This window comes from [Clostridium] citroniae WAL-17108, from assembly GCF_000233455.1.
In the GTDB taxonomy this organism is placed as follows: Bacteria; Bacillota; Clostridia; order Lachnospirales; family Lachnospiraceae; genus Enterocloster; species Enterocloster citroniae.
Genome location: NZ_JH376420.1, coordinates 1,559,068 through 1,581,278, shown reverse-complemented (window position 1 = coordinate 1,581,278; position 22,211 = coordinate 1,559,068). Strand labels below are relative to the sequence as shown.

Here is a 22,211-nt window from a genome sequence, read left to right as displayed (position 1 = left end):
ACAGAGAGGAAACAGACAGAGAGGAAACAGACAGTATGCGGAGTAAAAAGGTAAGCATCCGGGGAGGCCTGATGCGCGATATGATCCACGATATTATGGAAACCTCCCTGGGAAAGCCGATAAAGACAGGAGAATTCCGGAAAAATCCGGTAGAGCCGGCCTGGGTCTGCCCGTCCGGTTACGAATATGAGATCATTGAAAATGACCCCTTTAAAATGGAATACCTAAAGCCCGAGGGTGTGGTCACCGGAAGGGTGGTGCTGCAGCTGCACGGGGGAGGTTATATTGGTCCCATGAAAAATATTTACCGCAAATTTGCGGTGCGCTATTCCCGCCTAAGCTTTGGGGGGGATGTGCTGACCATCGATTACCGGGTGGCTCCGGAGGATCCCTACCCTGCGGCCCTGGAGGACGCCATCCATGCCTACCAGTGGCTGGTCAAAGAAAAGCATTACAGGCCGGGGCAGATCGTGGTGGCCGGGGATTCAGCGGGGGGAGGTCTTGCCCTTGCCCTGTGCCTCTACCTCAGAGACAGGGGGCTTCCCCAGCCGGCCGGCCTGGTGCTTATGTCCCCGTGGGCCGATGTCACATGCAGCGGTGACAGTTATGAATTTAATTTCCAAAAAGACCCATTATTTGGAAATACCAGGGAGAGTATGCTGTACAATTCCTCCTACGTGGGGGATGCGGATCCGAAGGACCCATATCTTTCCCCGATTTTTGGGGATTTTCGGGGACTTCCGGCCATGCTGCTTCAGGCAGGAAGCTTTGAGATGCTTCTCAGCGATACGCTGTCGGTTGCTGAAAAGGCCAGGGAAGCGGGGGTGCGCCGCCGCGTGTCTGTTTACGAGGGAATGTTCCATGTGTTCCAGATGAGCATGGATCTGATACCCGAAAGCCGGGAGGCCTGGGATGAAGTGGCCAGGTTTATGCAGATCGTGTTCCGGATCGACAGAAAGCCGGAAGGCCGTGTGGTAAGGAAGGTCAAGAGGACAAACAGAACAAAAAAAGAAAAATAAAAGGGATAAGAAAATGTGATTCTGCATTTTCTTATTTTTTTGTATTTTTTCAGATGGGCTCCAGTCATATTTTCAGGCATGTCTCATATATTGAGGTAAAAGGGGTGAAGCTCATGGCAAAGAAGGAAGAGATATTAAAAATATTTCCCAGGGAACTGAGGACCATATTGGGACAGGTCCCTGTGGACTTTAAGGAAGTGCAGGAAATACGCCTGAGATCAGGGAAGCCGATGATGATGATCTGCGAGAACAGGGAATACCTGGTGACCAGGGAGGGCAGGCTTCGGCAGGATCAGGGCGGTCTGGACATGAATGGATTTCTTACCGTCACCCAATCCCAGATGAAGGAAACCGTGGAGTATATGAGCAGTTTTTCCCTTTACGCGGCGGAGGAGGAGCTGAGGCAGGGATTCCTGACCATACAGGGAGGGCACCGCATTGGAGTGGCGGGAAAGACACTGGTCCAGGGGCAGGATATCCGGCTGATGAAATTCATTTCCTTTATCAATATACGGGTGGCCCACGAGATTTTGGGCTGTGCGGATCCGGTTATGGATTACCTGTACATGGACCGTTTCCTGAACACCCTGATCATTTCACCTCCAAGATGCGGTAAGACCACACTGCTCCGGGATATCATACGCCAGGTCTCCAACGGAAGAAGCAGGGACCGGTGGATCCCGGGCATGAGCGTGGGCGTGGTGGATGAGCGGTCGGAGCTGGCGGCCTGCTATCAGGGCATTCCCCAGAATGACCTTGGAGTGCGCACGGATGTGCTGGACTGCTGTCCCAAAAGCCAGGGCATGATGATGCTGGTGCGCACCATGGCGCCGGGGGTGATCGCAGTGGATGAGATCGGAAGCCGCCAGGATATGGAAGCCATTGAATATGTAAGGAACTGCGGCTGTTCCCTGGCGGCAACCATTCACGGCAATTCCCTGGAGGACATCAGGCAGAAGCCCTGCATGGGAGAACTTCTGGCCCAGGGCACCTTTGAGCGGCTGATCCTGTTAGACAGCCGGGGAGGGCCGGGGCATGTGAGATCCATATGGGACAGGGGCGGAAATGTCCTTTATGGGGAAAAAGATCCGGGCAGCTGAAGGGAGAGGAGGTAGCCATGGCATTTAAGTGGTTGGGAAGCCTGCTGGTACTGTTTGCGGCAGGCGGATTTGGCGTATGGTCAGCCATGCAGTGGCGGGAACGGCTCCGCCTGCTTGAGAAGCTGCGGCAGATGATCTATTTTTTAAAAGGTGAGATCACATACAGCCATGCGCCTCTGGCCGAAGGGCTGGAGCGTGTGGGAAAGCGGGACCCCGGTCCGCTGGGAACGCTTTTTACCTCAGCGGCGGAGGGAATCTGCCGCCAGGAAGGGGAATCCCTTCAGGAGATATGGAGCAGGGAGGTAGGGCTGCTTTCCTCTCCTAAGGTAAGGCTTCCCCTCACAGATGAGGATCTGGAACAGCTGACCGGCCTGGGGGAACATCTGGGGTATCTGGATGTGGACATGCAGGAGCGTACCCTGAAGCTGTATTTAGAACAGCTGGATCTGTCCATTGATTATCTGAGGACTAACCAGAGGGAAAAATGCAGGCTTTATACCAGCCTTGGCATTATGGGGGGTATGTTCCTTGTCATTATGATGTATTAATACCGGATCATGATGTACGAATGCCGGATCACGCTCCGGCGCGTGTTGAAATGGAATATTAAAAGTTGAGGAGACGGCAAATGGGTGTAAATCTGATATTTAGAATAGCGGCAGTTGGAATCCTGGTTTCCGTAATCTGCCAGGTGTTAAAACACAGCGGCAGGGATGAACAGGCATTCCTGACAAGCCTGGCAGGGCTGGTCCTGGTGCTGTTCTGGATGATACCATACATATATGATCTGTTTGAAACCATGAAGAACCTGTTTGCGTTATAGGGAAAGGCGGTGGCTGTATGACAATCATCACGATCGCGGCAGCCGGGATTGCCACCGTATTGCTGGCAGTGCAGTTAAAGGGGATCAAAGGGGAGTATGCGGCCTATATGGTCATGGCGGCAGGCTTTTTTATCTTTTTTTACGGCACTGGCAAGCTGAGGGCGATCCTGGATGCGCTGGAACAGATCCAGGGATACATAAAGGTAAACAGCGTGTATCTTGTGACCCTTCTCAAGATGATCGGCATTACATATGTGGCGGAATTTGCCTCAGGCATCTGCAAGGATGCGGGATATGGCTCCCTGGGAAACCAGATCGAGATCTTTGGAAAGCTGTCCATACTGGGCATCAGCATGCCCATCCTGCTGGCCCTGTTTGGCACCCTGGAGACATTTTTGTCATGAGAGGGACGGAAAAATGGTTTACAAAGGCAGCTGTTGTCACGGGCCTGGTCATTCTGCTTTCTGCCTTTGGAGCCGGCAGTGCAATGGCCTGGGCCGTTACCGCGGATACCTCTGCTTATAATATGGACGGATTGCCGTCCGTTTTGGATGGGAGCGTTTTGGATGGGAGCGTTTCGGAAGATTCAGGAACGGACATGGACCATGCGGCCCAGGAACTGGGCATCCAGGATGAGATGGAAGGGCTTCAGCAGTTTTTAAACGAAGTCATGGGACAGCAGGATGGGATCCAGGGAAATTTTTCCTTCTGGGAACTGATGAAGGAGCTGGTCAAGGGAAATCTGAAAGGGATTTTGGGACAGGCGGGAGCAGGGATTCAGAACACGCTGTTTTCCGAGGTGAGAAGGGGCGGGCACATGCTGTTTCAGGTGGCGGCCATTGGGATCATAGGGGCTGTGTTTTCAAATGTATCATCCGTGTTTAAGGGCGGACAGATTTCAGATACGGGATTCTTTGTAACCTACATCCTTCTCTTTACATGTCTGGCAGCCAGTTTTGCGGCCAGCCTTCAGGTGGCGGCCCAGGTGCTGGATCAGATCCTGGAATTTATGAAGCTGATGATGCCCGCATACTTTATGTCGGTGGCATTTTCCGGGGGAAGCATGAGCGCCCTGGCGCTATATGAAGGAATGCTGGGGGCAGTGACCCTGGTCCAGTGGATCTGCAGTACGGTCCTGCTTTCCATGGTGAAGATCTACGTGCTGATGGTCCTGGGCAGTCATGTGGTGAAGGAAGCCCTTCTAACCAAGCTTACGGAACTTCTGGAACAGGCAGTGGGATGGGGCCTTAAGACACTTACCGGCCTGGTGGTGGGGTTCCATCTGATTCAGTCCATGATTTTACCCTATGCGGATGCGGCCGGTCAAGCGGGAATGAAGCGGCTGCTGGAGATTATACCGGGTCTGGGCCAGGGGGCCGGAGCCATGGCCCAGATGGTTCTGGGCTCAGGTGTATTGATCAAGAATACCATGGGAGCGGCGGCCGTGGTGGTGCTGGCAGTGATCACCGTGATTCCCATTATAAAACTCATGGTGCTCATGGTACTTTACCAGTGCGTGGCTGCCGTCATGCAGCCGGTGTGCGACAAGCGGGTGGTGTCCTGCGTGTCGGGGGTGTCCAAGGGGCACAAGCTTTTGATCCAGATCGTTCTGTACTCCATGTTCCTGTTTATGATATCCATTGCCATTACCTGTGCATCCACGAATGTGAATTATTTCGCATCCTAGAGTTTGAGTGAACAGAGCGCCGGATGATTTCTGAAATTATTTAAATGGAGGTTTGTATGGAGTCTGTCTACAGCTGGGTAAAAAACATCATATATTATATGATCTTCCTGTCCGTGGTGAGCAACCTTCTGGCAGACTCTAAATATGAGAAATATATCCGCTTTTTTGCCGGAATGGTGCTGATCCTCCTGGTGGTAAGCCCTCTGACCGGTAAGCTGCGCCTGGATGAACAGATATCCTCCATGTTCCGGTCCATTTCCCTGTATAATGATACGGCGGATCTAAAAAGCCAGCTGTGGGAGATGGATGACAAGAGGCTGGACCGTATTATGGGAAAGTATGAGGAGGCTGTGGAACAGGATGTGGCCGCCATGGCCGCTGCTGACGGCTTTGCCTGTGTCAATGCCAGGGTGCAGATCGACAGTGACAGGAACAGCAGCACATATGGGCAGGTGACGGACATTCAGATGCAGATCCGGCGCAGTGAAGGGGAAGAAAAGGGAAAGGAAGACTATATGGGCAGCCGCCCTGTGAACGTGGAGGCCAACCAGGTGGACAGTATCATGGTGGAACCGGTGGAGCTTGGGGAAGAGAGTCAGGCAGGTGACCGGGCGGATGGCCGGGGTGACGGCCGCAGAGGTGGCAGGGAAGATGATGGGGAAAACGGATCATCTGGGGGAGGGGAAGCTGCCGGGGGCAGGAATCAAATCATTCACCGTTTAACGGGAAAGGTGGCGGGGTATTATGGGATTGAAGAATCGCATATCCAAATTCAGTGGAAAAATGACTAAGGAAAAGTGGCTGCTGTTATTGCTCATAGGGGTTCTTTTGATGATCCTGTCATTTCCTTTGCCGGGCAGCCAGAAAAAGGATAAAGGGAAGGAGAACCAGACTGCTGCAGACAGCCAGGGTCCGGGGGCGGTGCCCCTTTGGACCGGAGACGCACAGGATCCGGCACAGACCGGAGAGTCCTCCATGTTCGGGTCATTGGGCCAGGATCACATGGGCGGCGGTTCCTCTGAAAACAGTGAGGGGGATCCTGCATATCCCGCATCAGCGTCTCCTGGCGGGGAAGGTTCCTATGAGACCCAGATGGAAAACCGGATCAAGAACCTTCTTAAGTCAGTGGACGGGGTGGGAAAGGTGGATGTTATGGTGGTCTTAAAATCCTCCAGTGAAAAGGTGGTAAGGGTAGACCGATCCACCAGTTCCAGCACAACCCAGGAAAAGGATTCGGGCGGGGGCACCAGGGAAGTTGCAAACAGCCAGTCGGATGAGAGCACGGTGTTGTCCGGCTCAGGTTCCAACGGAAGCGGGAACGTGCCTATCATAGAGAAAGAACTGAGTCCGGAGATCTCCGGAATCATCATCAGCGCGGAGGGCGGAGGCAGTCCAACGATAAAAGCTGAAATTTCTGAGGCAATGGAAGCATTATTTGGCCTTCCCCCACATAAAATAAAAGTATTAAAGAGGGTGGAATAAATAAAGGAGTGCAGGATATGAAAATCAAGAATATGAAACAGGTCAAAGAGCATATGAAGGACATGAACATGAAACGTTTGTTCCGCAGGAACCAGATCATCATCACCACGCTGGCTGTCATGATCGCAGCGGCAGGATATCTGAACTATGCGGGGAAAAAGGATCTGGCAAACGGAAACACGGTGTACGAGGCAGGGGCCATGGACATATCAGATGAGGATATCCTGGCGGAGAATCAGGCAGCTTCCCTGACCGGACAGTCAGGACTTCAGGAAATACCCAGTCTTGACCAGGATCCATCGGATCTGGATGCGGTCAGCGATGCGGACGGTGCCCAGGCGGCAGCTGATCCTGGAACGGATGCAGGAGCTTTGGCTCAGGCCGGGAATAACGCAGCGGTTGAGGAAGCAACCCAGGCCGCAGACGCAGGACAGACAGCGGACGCGGGACAGATGGCTCAGGCAGGAACAGACGGTTCAGCCCAAACCGGCCTTGAGAACCCGGGGGAAGCGGTCCTGACCAGCGGGATGAGCGTGGCTGATTACATAGCAAATGTGCAGCTCAGCAGGGAACAGATCCGTGCAAAGAATAAGGAGACCCTGATGACCCTGATCAACAGCACCAGCATTGATGAGGCTGCCAAGCAGCAGGCAATCCAGGATATGATCAAACTGACCGAGGTTTCCGAGAAGGAAAATGCCGCAGAAACCCTCCTGATGGCAAAAGGCTTCTCAGACCCGGTGGTGAGCATCACCCAGGATAAGGTAGATGTTGTGATCAATGCCCCGTCCATAACCGATCCCCAGCGCGCACAGATCGAGGATATCGTAAAGCGCAAGGCAGAGGTTGGGGCTGACCAGATTATTATCACACTGCTCAATATGGCGGAATAACGGAGAGTTAAGCGCTTATATGAAAATGGATTTGAACAGGGACATGGATATCCGTGCCCCTGTTTTGCATATACACTGTTTATTATGGAAGAGTGTATTTTTTTGCTTGTGTGATGGGAGGCCCTGTAGTATAATTTTTTGCAGATCGAAAAGATAAAAAAGGGGATACATATGGCGGCACTTACTAAAATGGCGATTGTAAAAGCGTTTGAGGAACTGGCAAGGGTTAAAAATGTGGACAGGATCACCGTAAAGGAGATCACGGATAAGTGCCAGATATCCAGGAATACCTTTTACTATCATTTTAAAGACATATACGATGTACTGGAAGAAATGCTGAACCAGAGAGTAGAGCAGATGATCGAGACCCTTGAACTTAATATGCAGAGCGGAAACAGCGTGCAGGATACCAGAAGGGCAGGCATGAGGTATATTTTGGACAACAGGGAGTTGTTTTTTAACCTGTACCAGTCTGCGGGCGTGCAGGAGGTCAAGATGTATCTGGATAAATCCTCCTCCGTTCTGGGGCACTACCTGATCGACCGGCTTTCAGAGGGGATGAATGTGTCGGAGCGGGATAAGGACCTGATCATTTCATTTTACCAATATGCCCACGCAGGGATGATGGCGGAGTGGCTGGAAAAAGGAATGAAGGATGACCTGGAGGAAAGAATGAACAGGATGGATGTGCTGTTCGAGGGGGATATTGTTATGGCCCTTGAGAGAAGCGCCCGCAATCCGGAATAAGAGGATCAACGTATCTATCAATTAAAAATTTGTCTGGTTTTAGTACAAATAGGGGCCGGGTGCACAAAAATTGTGCACCCGGCCCTTATTTGACCATTGAAGAACAGACCGTGTGGATTGTATTATATGCTGGTGCTGCACAGTAAAAGCAGCACCGGCAGCCATAAAGGGAGCAGAAGAAGGATACAGGAGATGAGCGTACATGCCAACACAGAAATTTTTAAACCTGTGCATTTACAAAAAGCAGTTGATCGTAAATGCAATGAAGCAGGAGATACTCCGGGTCCCGTATTCGGAGATAACCGTAAGCCGTGTTGCCAAGACAGCGGGAATCAGCCGCGCCAGCTTTTATACGTATTTTGACGGAAAGGAAGATTTGTTTTCCTATATGCTGTGCCAGGTTCTGGATCATATGGAATCATTGCTGATCCTTGCATTTCAGGAGGAAGACGGCTGCTTTGGCAACAGCATGAAACGGGTGTTTCATATGTTTACCCGGGACGACACAGGCGCGCTCCTTAACAGGATCCGCAAGCAATCCGCAGAGGACCGGGAAGTGGAACGGATCTTTACCATGGCTGAGATGCAGATCTACAGCGAGGAGCGCCGCAGGCACAGGGGGAAACAGTGTTATCAGACCATAGATCCGTCCGCGTATCCGGGGCTGGATGAGGAATATCTGACCTGTGCCATCGATATTGGTATCATGATCATTTTCAAGACATTATTTCAATATTGCGGGAACACATGCCAGGGGGATGAGTTGAATAAAGTTGCTGAGATACAGCTGGATATACTGGAAAAAGGAATCGGGGCTTAATTTCCCCAAACAGAAAGGAAGGCGTGAACATGAGGAAAACAACAAAAAGGCTGCTGGCGGGAGGACTTGTACTTGTGGCAGCAGCGGGGATCGGATGGAATGTAATAAAGTCAATGGAACAGCCGGCACAGTACGAAAACCGTCCTACCATATCGGCGGAACATCCTGAGACAGGGGACATTATTTTGTATACGGACCTGACAGGTACGGTGGAGCCCCGGTCCAGGGCATCGGTCCAGCCCAAAATAGGAGGGGAGATTCTGGAGGTGTATTTTCAGGCCGGGGACCATGTGCAGGCCGGGCAGGAACTGTGCAGGATCGACTCGGATGTGCTCACATCCTTAAAACTGCAGATGGATGCGGCAAGCGTATCATCCAATGAAGCGGCCAGGGAGCTGGCCAGGCAGGAGCCCCTTTACGCTGCCGGCTATGTGTCACAGCAGCTGATTGAACAGGCGCGCGATTCTGCCAAAAGTGCGCAGATCGCCTATGAATCAGCAAAGCACCAGTATGAGCTGCAGCTTGATTATACCACGGTAAAGGCGCCCATCAGCGGAGTGGTGGAGACAAGGAATGTGGAACCACATGACCATGTGGACACATCAGCGGAGATCTGTGTTATCTCCGCAGGTGAACAGCTCCAGGTAAAGTTCGGCATCACGGAAAAAATATTAAAACATATGAAAGCAGGAGACACTGTTTCCGTGGAAAAGAACGGAACCAGTTATGAGGGGCAGGTGACCGAGGTGGGCACCATGGCCAATCCTTCCACCGGCCTTTATGACGTCAAAGCCGAGATCAGCCAGACAGGAGGTCTGACCAGCGGAACAAAGGTGAAACTGACCGTGGTGATGGATCAGGCCAGGTCTGTGATGACCGTGCCGGTGGACGCGGTGAACTATGACAACGGTGAAGCATTTGTTTACTGCTACCAGGACGGCAGCGCCCGTAAAACAAAGATTGTAAGCGGTATCTATGACTCCGGACGCATGGAGGTAATATCAGGTCTTGACAGCAGCAGTCTGGTGATCACCAGCTGGAGCAATGAACTCCTGGACGGCGCGCAGGTGATACTGGATACCCGGGAAGCAGGTGAATAGGGATGGTTAATATCACTAAATTCGCAGTAAAAAGGCCCACTACCATTATCCTGTGCCTTATCACTATTTTCTTTTTCGGGATCCAGTCCCTTTTAGGAACCAAGGTTGAGCTGACCCCGGAGATGGAGCTGCCCATGCTGGTCATCAGTACCGTGTATGCAGGGGCAAGCCCGGATGATATCAATGAACTGATCACCATGAAGCAGGAGGATGCCATCACATCCCTGGACGGTGTGGACACAATACAGTCCTACTCCCAGGAAAATGTATCGGTGATCATGGTCCAGTATGAATACGGAACCAATATTGATACAGCCTATATCAATCTGAAAAAGGCCATGGACGGCATCCGCAGCGATCTGCCGGATGATGCCAATGAACCCACCATTATGGAACTGGACCTGAACGCCCAGCCGGTGGTGACCCTGGCGGTCAGCGGGCAGGTGGACGGAAACCTTTATACATATGTGGACAACAATGTGGTCCCACTGTTTGAAAAACTGGGGTCCGTGGGCGAGGTGTCCCTGTCCGGCGGCCAGAAAAGCTATATCAGGGTGGAATTGATACCGGAAAAACTGGAGCAGTATCATCTCACCATGTCTGCAGTGGGCCAGATCGTGGGAGCAGCGGATTTTACCATTCCGGCAGGTGAGGTAAAGGTCGGAAAACAGAACCTGGATGTCAGTGTGGGCAATGACTATGACAATGCGGAAAGCCTGAAGTCCGTGGCTATTCCACTGGCAAACGGGGATGTCATCCATCTGTCCGATATTGCAGAGGTGTATGATGCCCTGGAGGATGCGGATTCCATTGGCCGCTACAATGGAAGTGATATCATTTCCTTGGGCATAAAAAAACAGCAAAGTTCCACGGCTATTGATGTATCCAGGGACGTTATGAAGGAGATCCAGGAGATTGAGGCCGTCAACCCGGGAATCCGGATCACAGTTGTAAATGATTCCAGCGAGATGATCACGGAATCCATTTCAAACGTATTTCAAACCATGATCATGGCGGTGATCCTTTCCATGATCGTTCTGTGGCTGTTCTACGGCGACCTGCGGGCATCTGTGATCGTTGGAACCTCCATTCCCATTTCCATTATGCTGGCTCTGATCTCCATGAGCGCCATGGGATTTTCCTTAAACGTTATTTCCCTCACATCCCTGGTTCTGGGCGTGGGCATGATGGTGGATAATTCCATCAATGTGCTGGACGGCTGTTTCAGGGCAAAGGAAAAACATAATTTTTATGACGCGGCCATTGAGGGCAGCCGTACCATGATCGGCTCCATTACAGGCGGCACGATCACCACCTGCGTGGTGTTCCTTCCCCTGGCAATGCTGAGCGGAATGTCGGGACAGCTGTTTAAGCAGCTGGGGTATACCATTGTCTTCTGTATGATCGCCTCCCTGTTCTCGGCAGTGAGCATTGTGCCTTTGTGTTATTACCAGTGGCATCCCATGGAAAAAGAAAATGCCCCGGTAAACCGCCTGATGAAATCCCTACAGGCATGGTACCGCAAAAACATGCCCTCCATCATACCCAGGACCAGGCTGATCATGGGTACCAGTGTCCTGCTGCTGGCAGCGGCCTTTCTTTTAGCCTCCAGGCTGAATGTGGATCTCATGTCATCCGTGGATGAGGGGATCGTACAGGTGACTGTCAAGACAAAACCCGGACTGTCCATTGAATCGGTCAATGAGACTCTGGCACAGGTGGAGGACATGATCATAAATGACGAGTCCGTGGACCATTACCTTTTAACATATGGCTCCAGCGGGCTGAGTACGGGCGGGGGTGGCGCTACCCTGAACGCATATCTGAAGGATGACCGCAAACTGTCCACCGATGAAGTGATCGACCAATGGAGGCGGGAGACGGAACGGTATAAGGATGTCTCCATTACGATGGAGCAGGGAAGCACCACCAGCTCCTCAGCCATGAGCAGCAGCGACCAGATCGAGATCGACCTGCAGAGCACGGACTATGACGCGCTGAAAATGGCGGCAGATGAGCTGGCTGACGCCCTTCGGGAGAGGGAGGATGTGATGCAGGTCCACTCCTCCATTGAAAACGCGGCTCCGGTCATCAAGGTAAAGATCGATCCTGTGAAGGCACAGGCCGAGGGGCTGACACCTGCGGGCATCGGCTCGGTCATATACAGCAGCCTGAGCGGAATGGATGTTTCCACCGTGCGCATCAATGGTGAGGACGTGGATATCCGGGTGGAGTATGCGCCGGACCGGTACGATACCATTGATAAACTTCAGGGAATGATGATCACCACGGCCACGGGTACAACTCTTCCTCTGGAAGACCTGGGGGATATTTATTATGAGGACAGTCCCCAGCAGATTGAACGGAAGGATAAGCAGTACCAGGTAGCCATCACCATGGAACCACAGGCAGACTATAAAAAGACGGCTGAAAAAAATGTAAAAAAGTTTGTGGATTCATGGGAACTTCCGGCGGAGGTGGAGCCGGCTGCCAATTCCATGGATGAAATGATGGGAGAAGAGCTGGGCGCGCTGGGAGGTGCGCTGGGAACCGGCGTGTTCCTGATATTTATTGTCATGGCGATCCAGTTTGAATCACCCAAGTTTTCCCTGATGGTCATGACCACCATTCCCTTCAGCCTGATCGGTTCATTTGGGCTCTTGTTCGCGGCGGACAGTCCCATCAGTATGGTTTCCATGCTGGGATTTCTGATGCTCATAGGAACCGTGGTCAATAACGGGATCCTCTATGTGGAAACCGTGAACCAGCTGCTGGCGGAAATGCCTCTGGACCAGGCGCTGGTGGAAGCAGGCGCCATCCGTATGAGACCCATTTTCATGACCACCCTGACCACGGTCATATCCATGGTGCCCAATGCGCTGGCTTACGGAAAGGCGGGAGCCATGATGCAGGGGCTGGCCCTTGTAAATGTGGGCGGTCTGATCGCGGCCACGGCACTGACCCTGATCATGCTTCCCACTTACTATAAACTGGTTTACAACCTGGGCCGAAAGAGCCTGGGACTTGATGAGGAGAATATTTCAGACTAAAACTGTCGGAAAAATTAACCTATACATATTTCGCCCTTTTTGTTATAATAGTAAAATAATAGTTTACAAGTCATAACAGGAGGCAAATTGTGATGGCAGAGGAAAATCGCAGTACCCATAAATTATACGAGAAAGATAAGATCGGCGAAGTACAGATAGCGGATGAGGTGGTGGCGATCATAGCCGGACTGGCTGCCACTGAGGTGGAGGGTGTGGACTCCATGGCGGGCAACATTACCAACGAACTGGTAGGCAAGCTGGGAATGAAGAACCTGAGCAAGGGAGTGAAGGTGGATGTGACGGAGGAGCATGTGTCCGTGGATCTTTCCCTGAACATCCGGTATGGGTATAATATACCGGCCGTAAGCGAGCAGGTACAGGACAAGGTGAGCGCAGCCATCGAGAATATGACAGGGCTGACCGTGCTGGATGTGAACATAAAGATTGCCGGTGTCAACATGGACGAAGGCAAGTAGCAGCGTATATAAGATGGATAAGACACTCCCTGGAGCGTTGTTCAGGGAGTGTTTTATACATTTTTTATTGTTTTTATGCAGTGGTTTTGCTATAATGTCTACAATGGAACTTCCTTTTTCAGGGGGAGAACCAACCAACATTGAAGAAAGGAAAATGTACCAAAGGCTGAGGATGTGAACATTACATGGATCGGCTTTTACGTACAAGAAGAGAAAATGACCAGAAGAGAATTGCGGGAGCACTGCTTTAAAATGTTGTTCTCGGCAGACTTCTATCCCACCCAGGAAGAGGCCATCGCCCAGCTGGATCAGTATTTCCAGTCGCCGGAAGAAGAAGACGTAGACACAGAGGGTGTTCTTCAGGTATTGCATAAAGTAGAATTAAAAACCGAGGACAGTGAATATCTTCAGGCAAGAACAGCAAACATAATAGATAAGATTCCTGAGATTGATGCAAAGCTGAACGAGGTGGCGGCCGGATGGAAGACAAAGCGCATGGGTAAGGTGGAACTTACGATTCTGCGTCTGGCGCTCTTTGAGATGGCGTATGATGATACCATTCCGGAAAAGGTGTCCATCAACGAGGCCGTGGAGCTGGCCAAGAAGTTTGGCGGCAACGATTCACCGGCATTTGTCAATGGGATCCTTGCAAGATTCATAGGTAAGGAAAGCAAAGAGCAGGCATAACACATGGCAAGCGTTTATACCGTAACACAGGTAACAGCATATATAAGGAACATGTTTACACAGGACTTCGCACTGAACCGTATTTCTATCAAGGGCGAGGTCTCTAATTGTAAATATCACACATCCGGTCATATATATTTCACCCTGAAGGACGGCGGCTCACAGATTGCCGCCGTCATGTTTGCAGGGCAGAGAAAGGGGCTGACCTTTGAACTGGAGGAAGGCCAGGAAGTTACTGTCACCGGTAATGTGGACGTGTATGAGCGGGACGGCAGGTACCAGCTCTATGCAAAGGAGATAACCAGGGAAGGCCGAGGCGATCTGTTTGCCCGTTTTGAGAAGCTGCGCAATGAATTGGAGGACATGGGCATGTTTGACGGCTGTTATAAGCAGCCCATACCCAAATATGCATTAAAGGTAGGGGTCGTCACGGCCAGTACCGGGGCTGCCATCCGGGATATCATGAATATTTCCGCCAGAAGGAATCCCTATGTGCAGCTGATCCTGTACCCTGCCCTGGTCCAGGGAGAGAGGGCAAAGTTCAGCATTGTAAAAGGGATCGAAACCCTGGACCGCATGGGACTTGATGTGATCATTGTGGGCCGGGGCGGAGGCTCCATTGAGGATCTTTGGGCATTTAATGAGGAGATGGTGGCCAGAGCCATATTTAACAGTACCACTCCCATCATCTCAGCCGTTGGCCATGAAACCGATGTGACCATTGCGGATTACGTGGCCGACCTGAGGGCGCCGACTCCGTCCGCGGCAGCAGAGCTGGCTGTGTTTGACCTCAGCCAGTTTGAAGAACAGGTAAAGCTGTACAGCCAGGTCTTAAACCGTTCCATGGAGCGGAAGGTTGAGAAGCTTGCGTTCCGCCTGGAACAGGGAAAGATGCGGCTGACGCTTCACAGTCCAGAGCGGCAGTTGGTGGACCGCAGACAGAGGCTGGCTGATATTGAGAGCCAGATGGAGCGGATCATGAAGGAACGGCTTGGGTCAGACAAAAGGCGCCTGACAGACATTGAAAAGCGTTTGAGTTTTTTAATAGAGGGAAGCCTGAAAGCAGGAAAGCACCGCCTGGCCCTTGGCGCCGGGCGTTTGGAGGCACTGTCCCCTCTTAAGAAGCTCAGCGCCGGATATGGGTTTGTGACGGATACACGGGGAAATGCCGTCAGGACCATTGCCCAGACAAAGCCCGGGGACATAATAGGAATCAGCGTGAGGGACGGCCGGATCGAGGCCCAGGTTGAACACGTGTTTGAAAGTGAGGGATAAGGCATGCCGCGCAGGAAAGCAGACACACAGGAAAAGGAAGAGCAGCAGGCTGGCATTGAGGAAAACTTTGTACAGCTGGAGGAGATCATAAAAAAGCTGGAGGCAGGGGACAGTACGCTGGAAGAATCATTTGCCTGTTATGAGGCAGGTATGAAGCTGGTGAAGTCTCTGAACAGCCAGATAGATAAAGTAGAAAAGAAAATTCAGATATTGAGCGAGGGTGATGAAAATGAGTGATAAGGAAACATTTAAGAAGGAACTGAACGAACGTACAGCAGAGATCGAAAAGTTAATTGAAACCTATCTTCCGGAAGAAACCGGCCATCAGAAGACCATCCTGGAAGCTATGAATTACAGTATAAGGGCCGGCGGCAAGCGCCTGCGCCCCATGCTGATGCAGGAGATGTGCCGCCTGTTTACAGGCTGCCTTCTGGAATCTGTGATACCATTCATGGCAGCGGTTGAGATGATCCACACCTCCTCACTTGTGCATGATGACCTTCCCTGTATGGATGATGATATGATGCGCAGGGGTAAGGCCAGCACATGGGCTGAATTCGGGGAGGATATCGGCGTTCTGGCAGGAGATGCGCTTATGATGTATGCATTTGAAACGGCCTCCTGCGCATTTGAGACCAGTGTGGATCCGGATGAACTCTCCAGGATTGGAAAGGCCATAGGGATCCTTGCACGAAAGACCGGGGTGTATGGTATGATCGGCGGCCAGACGGTGGATGTTGAACTGGCAGGCGGACCGATTCCGGCGGACAAGCTGGATTTTATCTATCATTTGAAGACAGGCGCCCTGATTGAGGCGTCCATGCTCATCGGCGCCGTGCTGGGCGGGGCTGCGGATGAGGACTGCAAGATCGTGGAATCCCTGGCGTCCAAGATCGGTATGGCATTCCAGATCCAGGATGATATCCTGGATGTGACCGGCAGCGAAGAGATCATCGGCAAGCCGGTAAACAGCGATGAAAAGAATAAAAAGACCACCTACGTGACACTGGAAGGTCTGGAAAAGGCAAAGCAGGATGTGGAGAAGATATCTGCTGAAGCCATAGAGGAACTGAATAAACTGCCCGGGAACAATGATTTCCTGGAACAGTTGATCCATCTGCTGATCCACAGGCAGAAATAAGCCGGTATAACCATTTGGAGAAACATCAATATGATATTGGAGCATATTAAGGGGCCGGAGGAGTTAAAGTCTCTTCCCCCCGAGGAATTAAAAAAACTGTCCCAGGAGATCCGTGAATTCCTGATCGAAAAGATCAGCCATACCGGCGGCCATCTGGCCTCCAACCTGGGTGTGGTGGAGCTGACCATTGCCCTGCATCTCACATTCAACCTCCCGGAGGATAAGGTGATATGGGATGTAGGGCACCAGTCTTATACCCACAAGATCCTGACCGGGCGTATGGCTGAGTTTGATGAGCTGCGCCAATACGGAGGACTCAGCGGATTTCCAAAGCGCAAGGAGAGTCCCTATGATTCCTTTGACACAGGGCACAGTTCCACTTCCATCTCAGCAGGCCTTGGGATCGCTCTTGGCCGTGATCTGAAGGGACTGGATTACAAGGTGGTATCAGTGATCGGAGACGGGGCCCTGACAGGCGGCATGGCCTACGAGGCCCTTAATAATGCCGCCAGAATGAAGCGGAATTTCATTATTGTGCTGAACGACAACAATATGTCTATTTCGGAAAATGTAGGGGGCATGTCCCGCTACTTAAATGGCCTGCGCACAGGCAGCGGTTACAATGACCTGAAGAAGAATGTGGCAGATGCCCTGGACCGGATACCGGTGGTGGGATCTGTGATGATAGATAAGATCAAGCGCACCAAGAACAGCATCAAACAGCTGTTCATACCAGGCATGCTTTTTGAAAATATGGGCATTACCTATCTGGGGCCGGTGGACGGACATAATATCCCCGCCCTGTGCAAAGTGCTAAGGGAAGCACAGAAGTTGGACCACGCTGTCCTGGTCCATGTGATCACAAAAAAAGGAAAAGGCTACAGGCCGGCTGAGAAGAATCCTTCCCACTTCCACGGGGTAGGTCCGTTTGACGTGGACACGGGCAAGCCGTTGTCGGAGCAGAAGAATCCATCTTATACGGATGTATTTTCCAGGAAGATCTGTCAGCTGGGGGAGCAGTATCCCAATCTGGTGGCTGTGACCGCAGCCATGCCCGATGGTACGGGGCTGACTGCCTTTGGAAAAAAGTATCCCCACCGTTTCTTTGACGTGGGTATTGCGGAGGCGCATGCGGTGACCTCTGCGGCAGGCATGGCGGCAGCCGGATTAAAACCGGTGGTTGCGGTCTATTCCTCCTTTTTGCAGAGGGCATATGACCAGATCCTTCATGATGTATGCATCCAGAACCTTCCCGTACTGTTTGCGGTGGACCGGGCAGGCCTTGTGGGCAGCGATGGGGAAACCCATCAGGGAATATTTGATTATTCCTTTCTTACGTCCATCCCCAACATGAGCGTCATGGCTCCCAAAAACATGTGGGAGCTGAGGGCCATGCTGGAATTTGCCATGGAGTATGACCGTCCCCTGGCCGTGCGCTATCCAAGGGGAGAAGCATACCGGGGACTGAGGGATTTCAGGCAGCCGGTGGCCTACGGAAAAGGCGAGATGCTTTACGAGGAAAAGGATATTGCGCTGCTGGCAGTGGGCAGTATGGTGAGCACAGGAGAGCATGTGAGGGAGAAGCTGAAAAAGGAAGGCTATGCATGTTCCCTTGCCAATGGCCGCTTTGTAAAGCCCATTGACATAGAATTGATAGATCGTCTGGCCGAGAATCACGGCCTGATCGTAACATTGGAGGAGAATGTCCTTCAGGGAGGATATGGGCTGGCGGTGACTGCGTATATCCATCAGAATTACCCACATATCAAGGTGTTAAATGTGGCCCTGCCTGATGATTATGTGGAACATGGTAATGTTTCCATATTGAGGGAAGGACTTGGAATAGACAGTGATTCCATCATAAGGACCATGAAGGCCGGAGGATGGATGAATGGGCTGAACTAGGGAGGAAAAGATGAAAGAGCGTTTGGATGTGCTTATGGTGCAGAGAAGTCTGGCTGAGTCCAGAGAAAAGGCCAAGGCCCTGATCATGTCAGGAATTGTCTATGTAAATGGACAAAAGGAGGATAAGGCGGGAACCTCCTTTGACGATACGGCTCAGATCGAAGTCAGGGGAAGCACTCTTAAGTATGTGAGCCGCGGAGGCCTGAAGCTGGAAAAAGCCATGAGTCATTTTGGTGTGGAGCTTGAGGGAAAGGTCTGCATGGATGTGGGGGCTTCCACAGGAGGATTTACAGACTGTATGCTCCAGAACGGGGCGGTGAAGGTGTACAGCGTGGACGTGGGGCACGGACAGCTGGCATGGAAACTGCGGAATGATGACCGTGTGGTGTGTATGGAAAAAACAAATATTCGCTACGTGACCCCGGAGGATATTGGGGACAGGATCCGGTTTGCAAGTATTGACGTGTCCTTTATCTCCCTTACCAAGGTTCTGGGACCGGTGAAGGCGCTGCTTACAGAGGATGGACAGATTGTGTGCCTGATCAAGCCGCAGTTTGAGGCGGGACGTGAAAAGGTGGGCAAGAAAGGGGTTGTCAGGGAAAAGAGTGTGCACCTGGAAGTGATCCGGATGGTGATCCAGTATGCGCTCAGCATAGGGTTTGAGGTGCTGAACCTGGAATATTCCCCTATTAAGGGACCGGAAGGAAATATTGAGTACCTTCTTTATCTTCAGAACCATGGAGGAAACCAGATTGGGGATCATGATGGGAATCATGATGGGAATCATGATGGGTATCATGCCGGGGACCATGATGCAGTTGCAGATGAGGAAACCGTAATCTACAGTCACGTGCCGGTGGATCCCAAGATGGTTGTGGAGGAAGCACACACTTCACTGGATAAATAACAGGAGCCTAACAATGAAATATTTCTATATTATTGCCAATCTGAGCAAGGAATATGTAAAAGACGCTCAGGTGTTTATCAAAACATACCTTGAAGCAAAGGGCGCTGTGTGCAGGTTGAACAGCGCATCTTTGCGGGACAGGGAGAGCACCCATACAAATTCCGGGATGGTACCGGAGAATACGGAGTGTGTTATCACCATCGGCGGGGATGGGACCTTGATCCAGGCAGCCAGGGATCTGGCCGGAAGGGGGATCCCTATGGTTGGCGTCAACCGTGGCCATTTGGGTTACCTGAACCAGATCAGCAGGCAGGAAGATATTGCCCCTGTTATGGATGCGCTTTTGGAGGACCGTTATCAGCTGGAAAAACGGATGATGATACAGGGAACGGCATTTCACGATAAGGAGCCTGTATTGTCGGACATTGCGCTGAATGAGATTGCAGTTACCAGGCAGGATCCTCTGAAGGTCCTGCGTTATTCCGTTTACGTCAATGACGAATATCTCAATGAATACGCGGCGGACGGGGTGTTGGTGGCAACACCCACGGGTTCCACGGCATACAATCTCTCCGCGGGAGGCCCGGTCATTGCCCCCTCGGCCCGGATGATGGTGCTGACGCCCATCTGTTCCCATTCACTTAATGCCAGGAGCATTGTTCTGGCGCCCGAGGACAGGATAGAGATCAGGCTGTTAAACAGCGGCCAGGTGGTGTCCTTTGACGGGGACAGTTCCATGGAGCTGTCCGCAGGGGACAGCATTTGTATTGAGTGTTCCCATCTGGAGACGGTTATGGTGAAATTAAAACAGGTATCATTTATGCAAAATCTCAGCAATCATTTGGGGAGAATATGACATGAAAGTAGAGAGGCACAGTAAAATCGTAGAATTAATCGGTAAATATGACATAGAGACTCAGGAGGAGTTGGCTGAAAAACTGAATGAGTCAGGCTTTAATGTGACTCAGGCAACTGTTTCCCGGGACATCCGGGAGCTGAAGCTGACCAAGATGCAGTCCGAAAACGGCAGGCAGCGGTACATGGTCCTGGAAAGCCCCAGGGGTACCTCGGCTATCAAGTTTATCCGGATATTAAAGGACGGTTTCATGTCCATGGACATGGCGCAGAATATCCTGGTGATCAAAACTGTTTCAGGCATGGCCATGGCGGTGGCAGCTGCCCTGGATGCCATTCAGTTTACTGAGATAGTGGGATGCATTGCAGGGGATGACACCATTATGTGCGCCATCCGCAGCGTGGATGATACGATTATTGTGATGGAGAAGATCAAGAAGATGGTGGAGGATTAAGACATGTCCCAGGGGGTGCAGGGGACATGCTTTAGCGTTAACCGGTGTTCAGATACGTTTTAGCGTCAATGAAAGAGGTGCATTATGTTACTGGAGCTGCATGTAAAAAACCTGGCCCTGATCGAGAAGGCGGACGTGGAGTTCGGCGAAGGGCTCAACATACTCACCGGAGAGACAGGAGCCGGTAAATCCATTATCATCGGTTCCGTGACCATGGCGCTGGGGGGCAAGGCTTCCCGGGAAAGCATACGCCATGGAGCGGATTATGCCTATATTGAACTTGTGTTTTCCGTTTCAGGACAGGAAAAAACAGAAGCCCTAAAAGCGCTGGAGGTAGAACCCACAGAAGATGGGCTTGTAATTGTCTCGCGCAAGATCATGGCTTCCAGGAGTGTGAGCCGTATCAATGACGAGACAGTTACCACGGCCAGACTGCGCCAGATCACAGGCCTGCTGCTGGATATCCATGGCCAGCATGAGCATCAGTCACTTTTGTACAAATCCAAACATCTTGAAATCCTGGATGCCTATATAAAGGCCAATTCCCAGCCGGTAAAACAGAATATATACAGGGAATACCAGACCTACCGCACCCTGAAGGAGCGGTTGGAGGGATTTGACATGGACAGCGAAAGCCGTATCAGGGAGACTGATTTCCTGCGTTTTGAGATACAGGAGATTGCGGATGCCGCCTTAAAGGAAGATGAGGAGGAAGCGTTGACCGCGGTCTACCGCAGGTTTGCCCACTCCCAGAAAATAGCCGAGAGCCTGGGCGCAGCCTATGAGGCAGTGGAGGGGGAATGGATTTCACGTGCCCTGAGGGAGGTTGAGCGGGTGGCAGAGTATGATGGAGCGCTGGGAGGGATACGGGACCAGCTCTATGATGCGGATTCCATTTTGGAGGACGCCAAACGGGAGATATCTTCCTACATGGATTCCATGGAATTTGACGAGGAAACCTTCTGCCAGACAGAGGAGCGTCTGGACCTGATACACAACCTTCAGGCAAAATATGGCGCAACGGTGCCTCTGATCCATAAAAAATTGGAAGAAAAAAGGAAGCGTCTGGATGAACTGGAGGATTATGACTTTCACAGGGAACAGACCAGGAAAGAGCTTGAAATGTGTGTGAATCATCTGGAGGGATTCTGTGCACAATTAACTGAGATACGTAAAAAGGCATCCAGGGATCTTGTAAAAAAAATCAAACAGGGACTGGTTGACCTGAATTTTCTGGATGTGGATTTTGATATGGAGTTCCGGCAGATGGAGCATTTCGGCCCTTCTGGATGGGATGAGGCGCAGTTTATCATTTCCACCAATCCCGGGCAGCCTATGCGGCCGCTAAAAGACGTGGCTTCCGGCGGAGAACTGTCCAGGATCATGCTGGCGATCAAGACCGTGCTTGCTGATTCAGATGATATTCCAACCCTGATCTTTGATGAGATCGATACTGGTATCAGTGGAAGGACGGCACAGAAGGTATCTGAGAAGCTTTCCTATATTGCAGGGAACCACCAGGTCATCTGTATCACCCATCTTCCCCAGATCGCAGCCATGGCAGACGCTCATTTTGAGATATCAAAATCTGCCAAAGATGGAAGCACTCTCACAACCATACGGCTTTTGGACCGGAAAGCATCGGTGGAGGAACTTGCCAGACTCTTAGGCGGCGCACGGATTACGGAAACAGTGCGCAAAAATGCGTTGGAGATGAAGGAATTGGCAGACAGAACAAAATAAAACAGATTGAAATCCGCGGTACGGATAATACTAAGAAAGAGGCAGT

Annotated in this window: 22 protein-coding genes and 1 pseudogene; all 23 read left to right on the top strand. The window is 51.5% G+C overall.

All coding sequences use genetic code 11. The annotated features are described in order from the left end of the window. Nucleotides 1-35: 35 nt before the first annotated feature. The 23 genes and pseudogenes from HMPREF9469_RS07125 to recN all read left to right on the top strand — a co-directional run bounded on the left by HMPREF9469_RS07125 (nucleotide 36) and on the right by recN (nucleotide 22,165). Nucleotides 36-1,019 carry an alpha/beta hydrolase gene (locus HMPREF9469_RS07125; RefSeq protein WP_007860502.1) on the top strand — a complete coding sequence of 328 codons (984 nt, stop codon included), beginning with the start codon at nucleotides 36-38 and terminating at the stop codon, nucleotides 1,017-1,019. A gap of 113 nt (nucleotides 1,020-1,132) precedes the next feature. Further along, nucleotides 1,133-2,119 carry a stage III sporulation protein AA gene (spoIIIAA, locus tag HMPREF9469_RS07120; protein WP_007860499.1) on the top strand — a complete coding sequence of 329 codons (987 nt, stop codon included), beginning with the start codon at nucleotides 1,133-1,135 and terminating at the stop codon, nucleotides 2,117-2,119. A 17-nt stretch (nucleotides 2,120-2,136) separates the two neighbouring features. Beyond that, nucleotides 2,137-2,667: a stage III sporulation protein AB gene (locus HMPREF9469_RS07115; RefSeq protein WP_007860498.1), complete on the top strand. Its 531-nt coding sequence runs from the start codon at nucleotides 2,137-2,139 to the stop codon at nucleotides 2,665-2,667. A gap of 80 nt (nucleotides 2,668-2,747) precedes the next feature. Then, a complete protein-coding gene (gene spoIIIAC / locus HMPREF9469_RS07110; RefSeq protein ID WP_002569682.1) occupies nucleotides 2,748-2,942 on the top strand; it encodes a stage III sporulation protein AC in 195 nt (64 codons plus the stop codon). A 17-nt stretch (nucleotides 2,943-2,959) separates the two neighbouring features. Next, nucleotides 2,960-3,346: a SpoIIIAC/SpoIIIAD family protein gene (locus HMPREF9469_RS07105; protein ID WP_007860470.1), complete on the top strand. Its 387-nt coding sequence runs from the start codon at nucleotides 2,960-2,962 to the stop codon at nucleotides 3,344-3,346. Continuing rightward, nucleotides 3,343-4,629 (top strand): stage III sporulation protein AE, encoded by a 1,287-nt coding sequence (locus tag HMPREF9469_RS07100; RefSeq protein ID WP_007860468.1) that lies wholly within the window; start codon nucleotides 3,343-3,345, stop codon nucleotides 4,627-4,629. The genes HMPREF9469_RS07105 and HMPREF9469_RS07100 overlap by 4 nt, the downstream gene beginning before the upstream one ends. Before the next feature lie 56 nt (nucleotides 4,630-4,685). Next, nucleotides 4,686-5,420 (top strand): stage III sporulation protein AF, encoded by a 735-nt coding sequence (locus HMPREF9469_RS07095; RefSeq protein ID WP_007860466.1) that lies wholly within the window; start codon nucleotides 4,686-4,688, stop codon nucleotides 5,418-5,420. Beyond that, the gene (locus HMPREF9469_RS07090; protein ID WP_007860464.1) at nucleotides 5,374-6,111 is read left to right on the top strand and encodes a hypothetical protein; all 738 of its coding nucleotides are present in this window, start codon (nucleotides 5,374-5,376) and stop codon (nucleotides 6,109-6,111) included. The genes HMPREF9469_RS07095 and HMPREF9469_RS07090 overlap by 47 nt, the downstream gene beginning before the upstream one ends. A 17-nt stretch (nucleotides 6,112-6,128) precedes the next feature. Then, nucleotides 6,129-7,004, top strand: coding sequence for a SpoIIIAH-like family protein (locus HMPREF9469_RS07085; protein ID WP_007860462.1), 876 nt, complete (start codon nucleotides 6,129-6,131; stop codon nucleotides 7,002-7,004). A 171-nt stretch (nucleotides 7,005-7,175) separates the two neighbouring features. After that, on the top strand, nucleotides 7,176-7,751 hold the full coding sequence (locus tag HMPREF9469_RS07080; protein ID WP_007860460.1) for a TetR/AcrR family transcriptional regulator C-terminal domain-containing protein: 576 nt from the start codon (nucleotides 7,176-7,178) through the stop codon (nucleotides 7,749-7,751). 202 nt (nucleotides 7,752-7,953) lie between these two features. Continuing rightward, a complete protein-coding gene (locus HMPREF9469_RS30585) occupies nucleotides 7,954-8,571 on the top strand; it encodes a TetR/AcrR family transcriptional regulator (protein WP_007860458.1) in 618 nt (205 codons plus the stop codon). A gap of 29 nt (nucleotides 8,572-8,600) precedes the next feature. Continuing rightward, nucleotides 8,601-9,671, top strand: a complete 1,071-nt coding sequence (locus HMPREF9469_RS07070; RefSeq protein ID WP_007860456.1) for an efflux RND transporter periplasmic adaptor subunit — start codon at nucleotides 8,601-8,603, stop codon at nucleotides 9,669-9,671. Between the two features lie 2 nt (nucleotides 9,672-9,673). Beyond that, nucleotides 9,674-12,721, top strand: coding sequence for an efflux RND transporter permease subunit (locus HMPREF9469_RS07065; RefSeq protein WP_007860454.1), 3,048 nt, complete (start codon nucleotides 9,674-9,676; stop codon nucleotides 12,719-12,721). A gap of 92 nt (nucleotides 12,722-12,813) precedes the next feature. Next, the gene (locus HMPREF9469_RS07060) at nucleotides 12,814-13,197 is read left to right on the top strand and encodes an Asp23/Gls24 family envelope stress response protein (protein WP_007860452.1); all 384 of its coding nucleotides are present in this window, start codon (nucleotides 12,814-12,816) and stop codon (nucleotides 13,195-13,197) included. Nucleotides 13,198-13,413: 216 nt separating this feature from the next. Continuing rightward, nucleotides 13,414-13,872: pseudogene (gene nusB, locus HMPREF9469_RS07055) on the top strand (transcription antitermination factor NusB); the annotation flags it as partial. A 15-nt stretch (nucleotides 13,873-13,887) separates the two neighbouring features. Next, nucleotides 13,888-15,159: an exodeoxyribonuclease VII large subunit gene (gene xseA / locus HMPREF9469_RS07050; protein WP_007860448.1), complete on the top strand. Its 1,272-nt coding sequence runs from the start codon at nucleotides 13,888-13,890 to the stop codon at nucleotides 15,157-15,159. 3 nt (nucleotides 15,160-15,162) lie between these two features. Continuing rightward, the gene (gene xseB / locus HMPREF9469_RS07045; RefSeq protein ID WP_007860446.1) at nucleotides 15,163-15,396 is read left to right on the top strand and encodes an exodeoxyribonuclease VII small subunit; all 234 of its coding nucleotides are present in this window, start codon (nucleotides 15,163-15,165) and stop codon (nucleotides 15,394-15,396) included. Further along, complete coding sequence (locus HMPREF9469_RS07040; RefSeq protein ID WP_007860444.1) at nucleotides 15,389-16,300, top strand: polyprenyl synthetase family protein; 912 nt, start codon at nucleotides 15,389-15,391, stop codon at nucleotides 16,298-16,300. The genes xseB and HMPREF9469_RS07040 overlap by 8 nt, the downstream gene beginning before the upstream one ends. A gap of 30 nt (nucleotides 16,301-16,330) precedes the next feature. Then, the gene (gene dxs / locus HMPREF9469_RS07035) at nucleotides 16,331-18,205 is read left to right on the top strand and encodes a 1-deoxy-D-xylulose-5-phosphate synthase (protein WP_007860443.1); all 1,875 of its coding nucleotides are present in this window, start codon (nucleotides 16,331-16,333) and stop codon (nucleotides 18,203-18,205) included. A gap of 10 nt (nucleotides 18,206-18,215) precedes the next feature. Beyond that, nucleotides 18,216-19,112 carry a TlyA family RNA methyltransferase gene (locus HMPREF9469_RS07030; RefSeq protein WP_007860442.1) on the top strand — a complete coding sequence of 299 codons (897 nt, stop codon included), beginning with the start codon at nucleotides 18,216-18,218 and terminating at the stop codon, nucleotides 19,110-19,112. A 13-nt stretch (nucleotides 19,113-19,125) separates the two neighbouring features. Next, nucleotides 19,126-19,968 (top strand): NAD(+)/NADH kinase, encoded by an 843-nt coding sequence (locus HMPREF9469_RS07025; RefSeq protein ID WP_007860441.1) that lies wholly within the window; start codon nucleotides 19,126-19,128, stop codon nucleotides 19,966-19,968. Nucleotide 19,969: 1 nt separating this feature from the next. After that, nucleotides 19,970-20,422 carry an arginine repressor gene (argR, locus tag HMPREF9469_RS07020; protein WP_007860440.1) on the top strand — a complete coding sequence of 151 codons (453 nt, stop codon included), beginning with the start codon at nucleotides 19,970-19,972 and terminating at the stop codon, nucleotides 20,420-20,422. Between the two features lie 84 nt (nucleotides 20,423-20,506). Then, nucleotides 20,507-22,165, top strand: coding sequence for a DNA repair protein RecN (gene recN / locus HMPREF9469_RS07015; RefSeq protein WP_007860439.1), 1,659 nt, complete (start codon nucleotides 20,507-20,509; stop codon nucleotides 22,163-22,165). The last annotated feature ends 46 nt before the right edge of the window (nucleotides 22,166-22,211 follow it).

Bases quoted from the DNA above. Each gene is read 5' to 3' on its own strand.
- xseB (WP_007860446.1), top strand. From the start codon at position 15,163: ATGCCGCGCAGGAAAGCAGACACACAGGAAAAGGAAGAGCAGCAGGCT.
- HMPREF9469_RS07085 (WP_007860462.1), top strand. From the start codon at position 6,129: ATGAAAATCAAGAATATGAAACAGGTCAAAGAGCATATGAAGGACATG.
- HMPREF9469_RS07070 (WP_007860456.1), top strand. From the start codon at position 8,601: ATGAGGAAAACAACAAAAAGGCTGCTGGCGGGAGGACTTGTACTTGTG.
- spoIIIAA (WP_007860499.1), top strand. From the start codon at position 1,133: ATGGCAAAGAAGGAAGAGATATTAAAAATATTTCCCAGGGAACTGAGG.
- HMPREF9469_RS07080 (WP_007860460.1), top strand. From the start codon at position 7,176: ATGGCGGCACTTACTAAAATGGCGATTGTAAAAGCGTTTGAGGAACTG.
- HMPREF9469_RS07100 (WP_007860468.1), top strand. From the start codon at position 3,343: ATGAGAGGGACGGAAAAATGGTTTACAAAGGCAGCTGTTGTCACGGGC.
- HMPREF9469_RS07060 (WP_007860452.1), top strand. From the start codon at position 12,814: ATGGCAGAGGAAAATCGCAGTACCCATAAATTATACGAGAAAGATAAG.
- HMPREF9469_RS07025 (WP_007860441.1), top strand. From the start codon at position 19,126: ATGAAATATTTCTATATTATTGCCAATCTGAGCAAGGAATATGTAAAA.
- HMPREF9469_RS30585 (WP_007860458.1), top strand. From the start codon at position 7,954: ATGCCAACACAGAAATTTTTAAACCTGTGCATTTACAAAAAGCAGTTG.
- dxs (WP_007860443.1), top strand. From the start codon at position 16,331: ATGATATTGGAGCATATTAAGGGGCCGGAGGAGTTAAAGTCTCTTCCC.
- HMPREF9469_RS07105 (WP_007860470.1), top strand. From the start codon at position 2,960: ATGACAATCATCACGATCGCGGCAGCCGGGATTGCCACCGTATTGCTG.
- argR (WP_007860440.1), top strand. From the start codon at position 19,970: ATGAAAGTAGAGAGGCACAGTAAAATCGTAGAATTAATCGGTAAATAT.
- recN (WP_007860439.1), top strand. From the start codon at position 20,507: ATGTTACTGGAGCTGCATGTAAAAAACCTGGCCCTGATCGAGAAGGCG.
- HMPREF9469_RS07030 (WP_007860442.1), top strand. From the start codon at position 18,216: ATGAAAGAGCGTTTGGATGTGCTTATGGTGCAGAGAAGTCTGGCTGAG.
- HMPREF9469_RS07115 (WP_007860498.1), top strand. From the start codon at position 2,137: ATGGCATTTAAGTGGTTGGGAAGCCTGCTGGTACTGTTTGCGGCAGGC.
- HMPREF9469_RS07125 (WP_007860502.1), top strand. From the start codon at position 36: ATGCGGAGTAAAAAGGTAAGCATCCGGGGAGGCCTGATGCGCGATATG.
- xseA (WP_007860448.1), top strand. From the start codon at position 13,888: ATGGCAAGCGTTTATACCGTAACACAGGTAACAGCATATATAAGGAAC.
- HMPREF9469_RS07095 (WP_007860466.1), top strand. From the start codon at position 4,686: ATGGAGTCTGTCTACAGCTGGGTAAAAAACATCATATATTATATGATC.
- spoIIIAC (WP_002569682.1), top strand. From the start codon at position 2,748: ATGGGTGTAAATCTGATATTTAGAATAGCGGCAGTTGGAATCCTGGTT.
- HMPREF9469_RS07090 (WP_007860464.1), top strand. From the start codon at position 5,374: ATGGGATTGAAGAATCGCATATCCAAATTCAGTGGAAAAATGACTAAG.
- HMPREF9469_RS07065 (WP_007860454.1), top strand. From the start codon at position 9,674: ATGGTTAATATCACTAAATTCGCAGTAAAAAGGCCCACTACCATTATC.
- HMPREF9469_RS07040 (WP_007860444.1), top strand. From the start codon at position 15,389: ATGAGTGATAAGGAAACATTTAAGAAGGAACTGAACGAACGTACAGCA.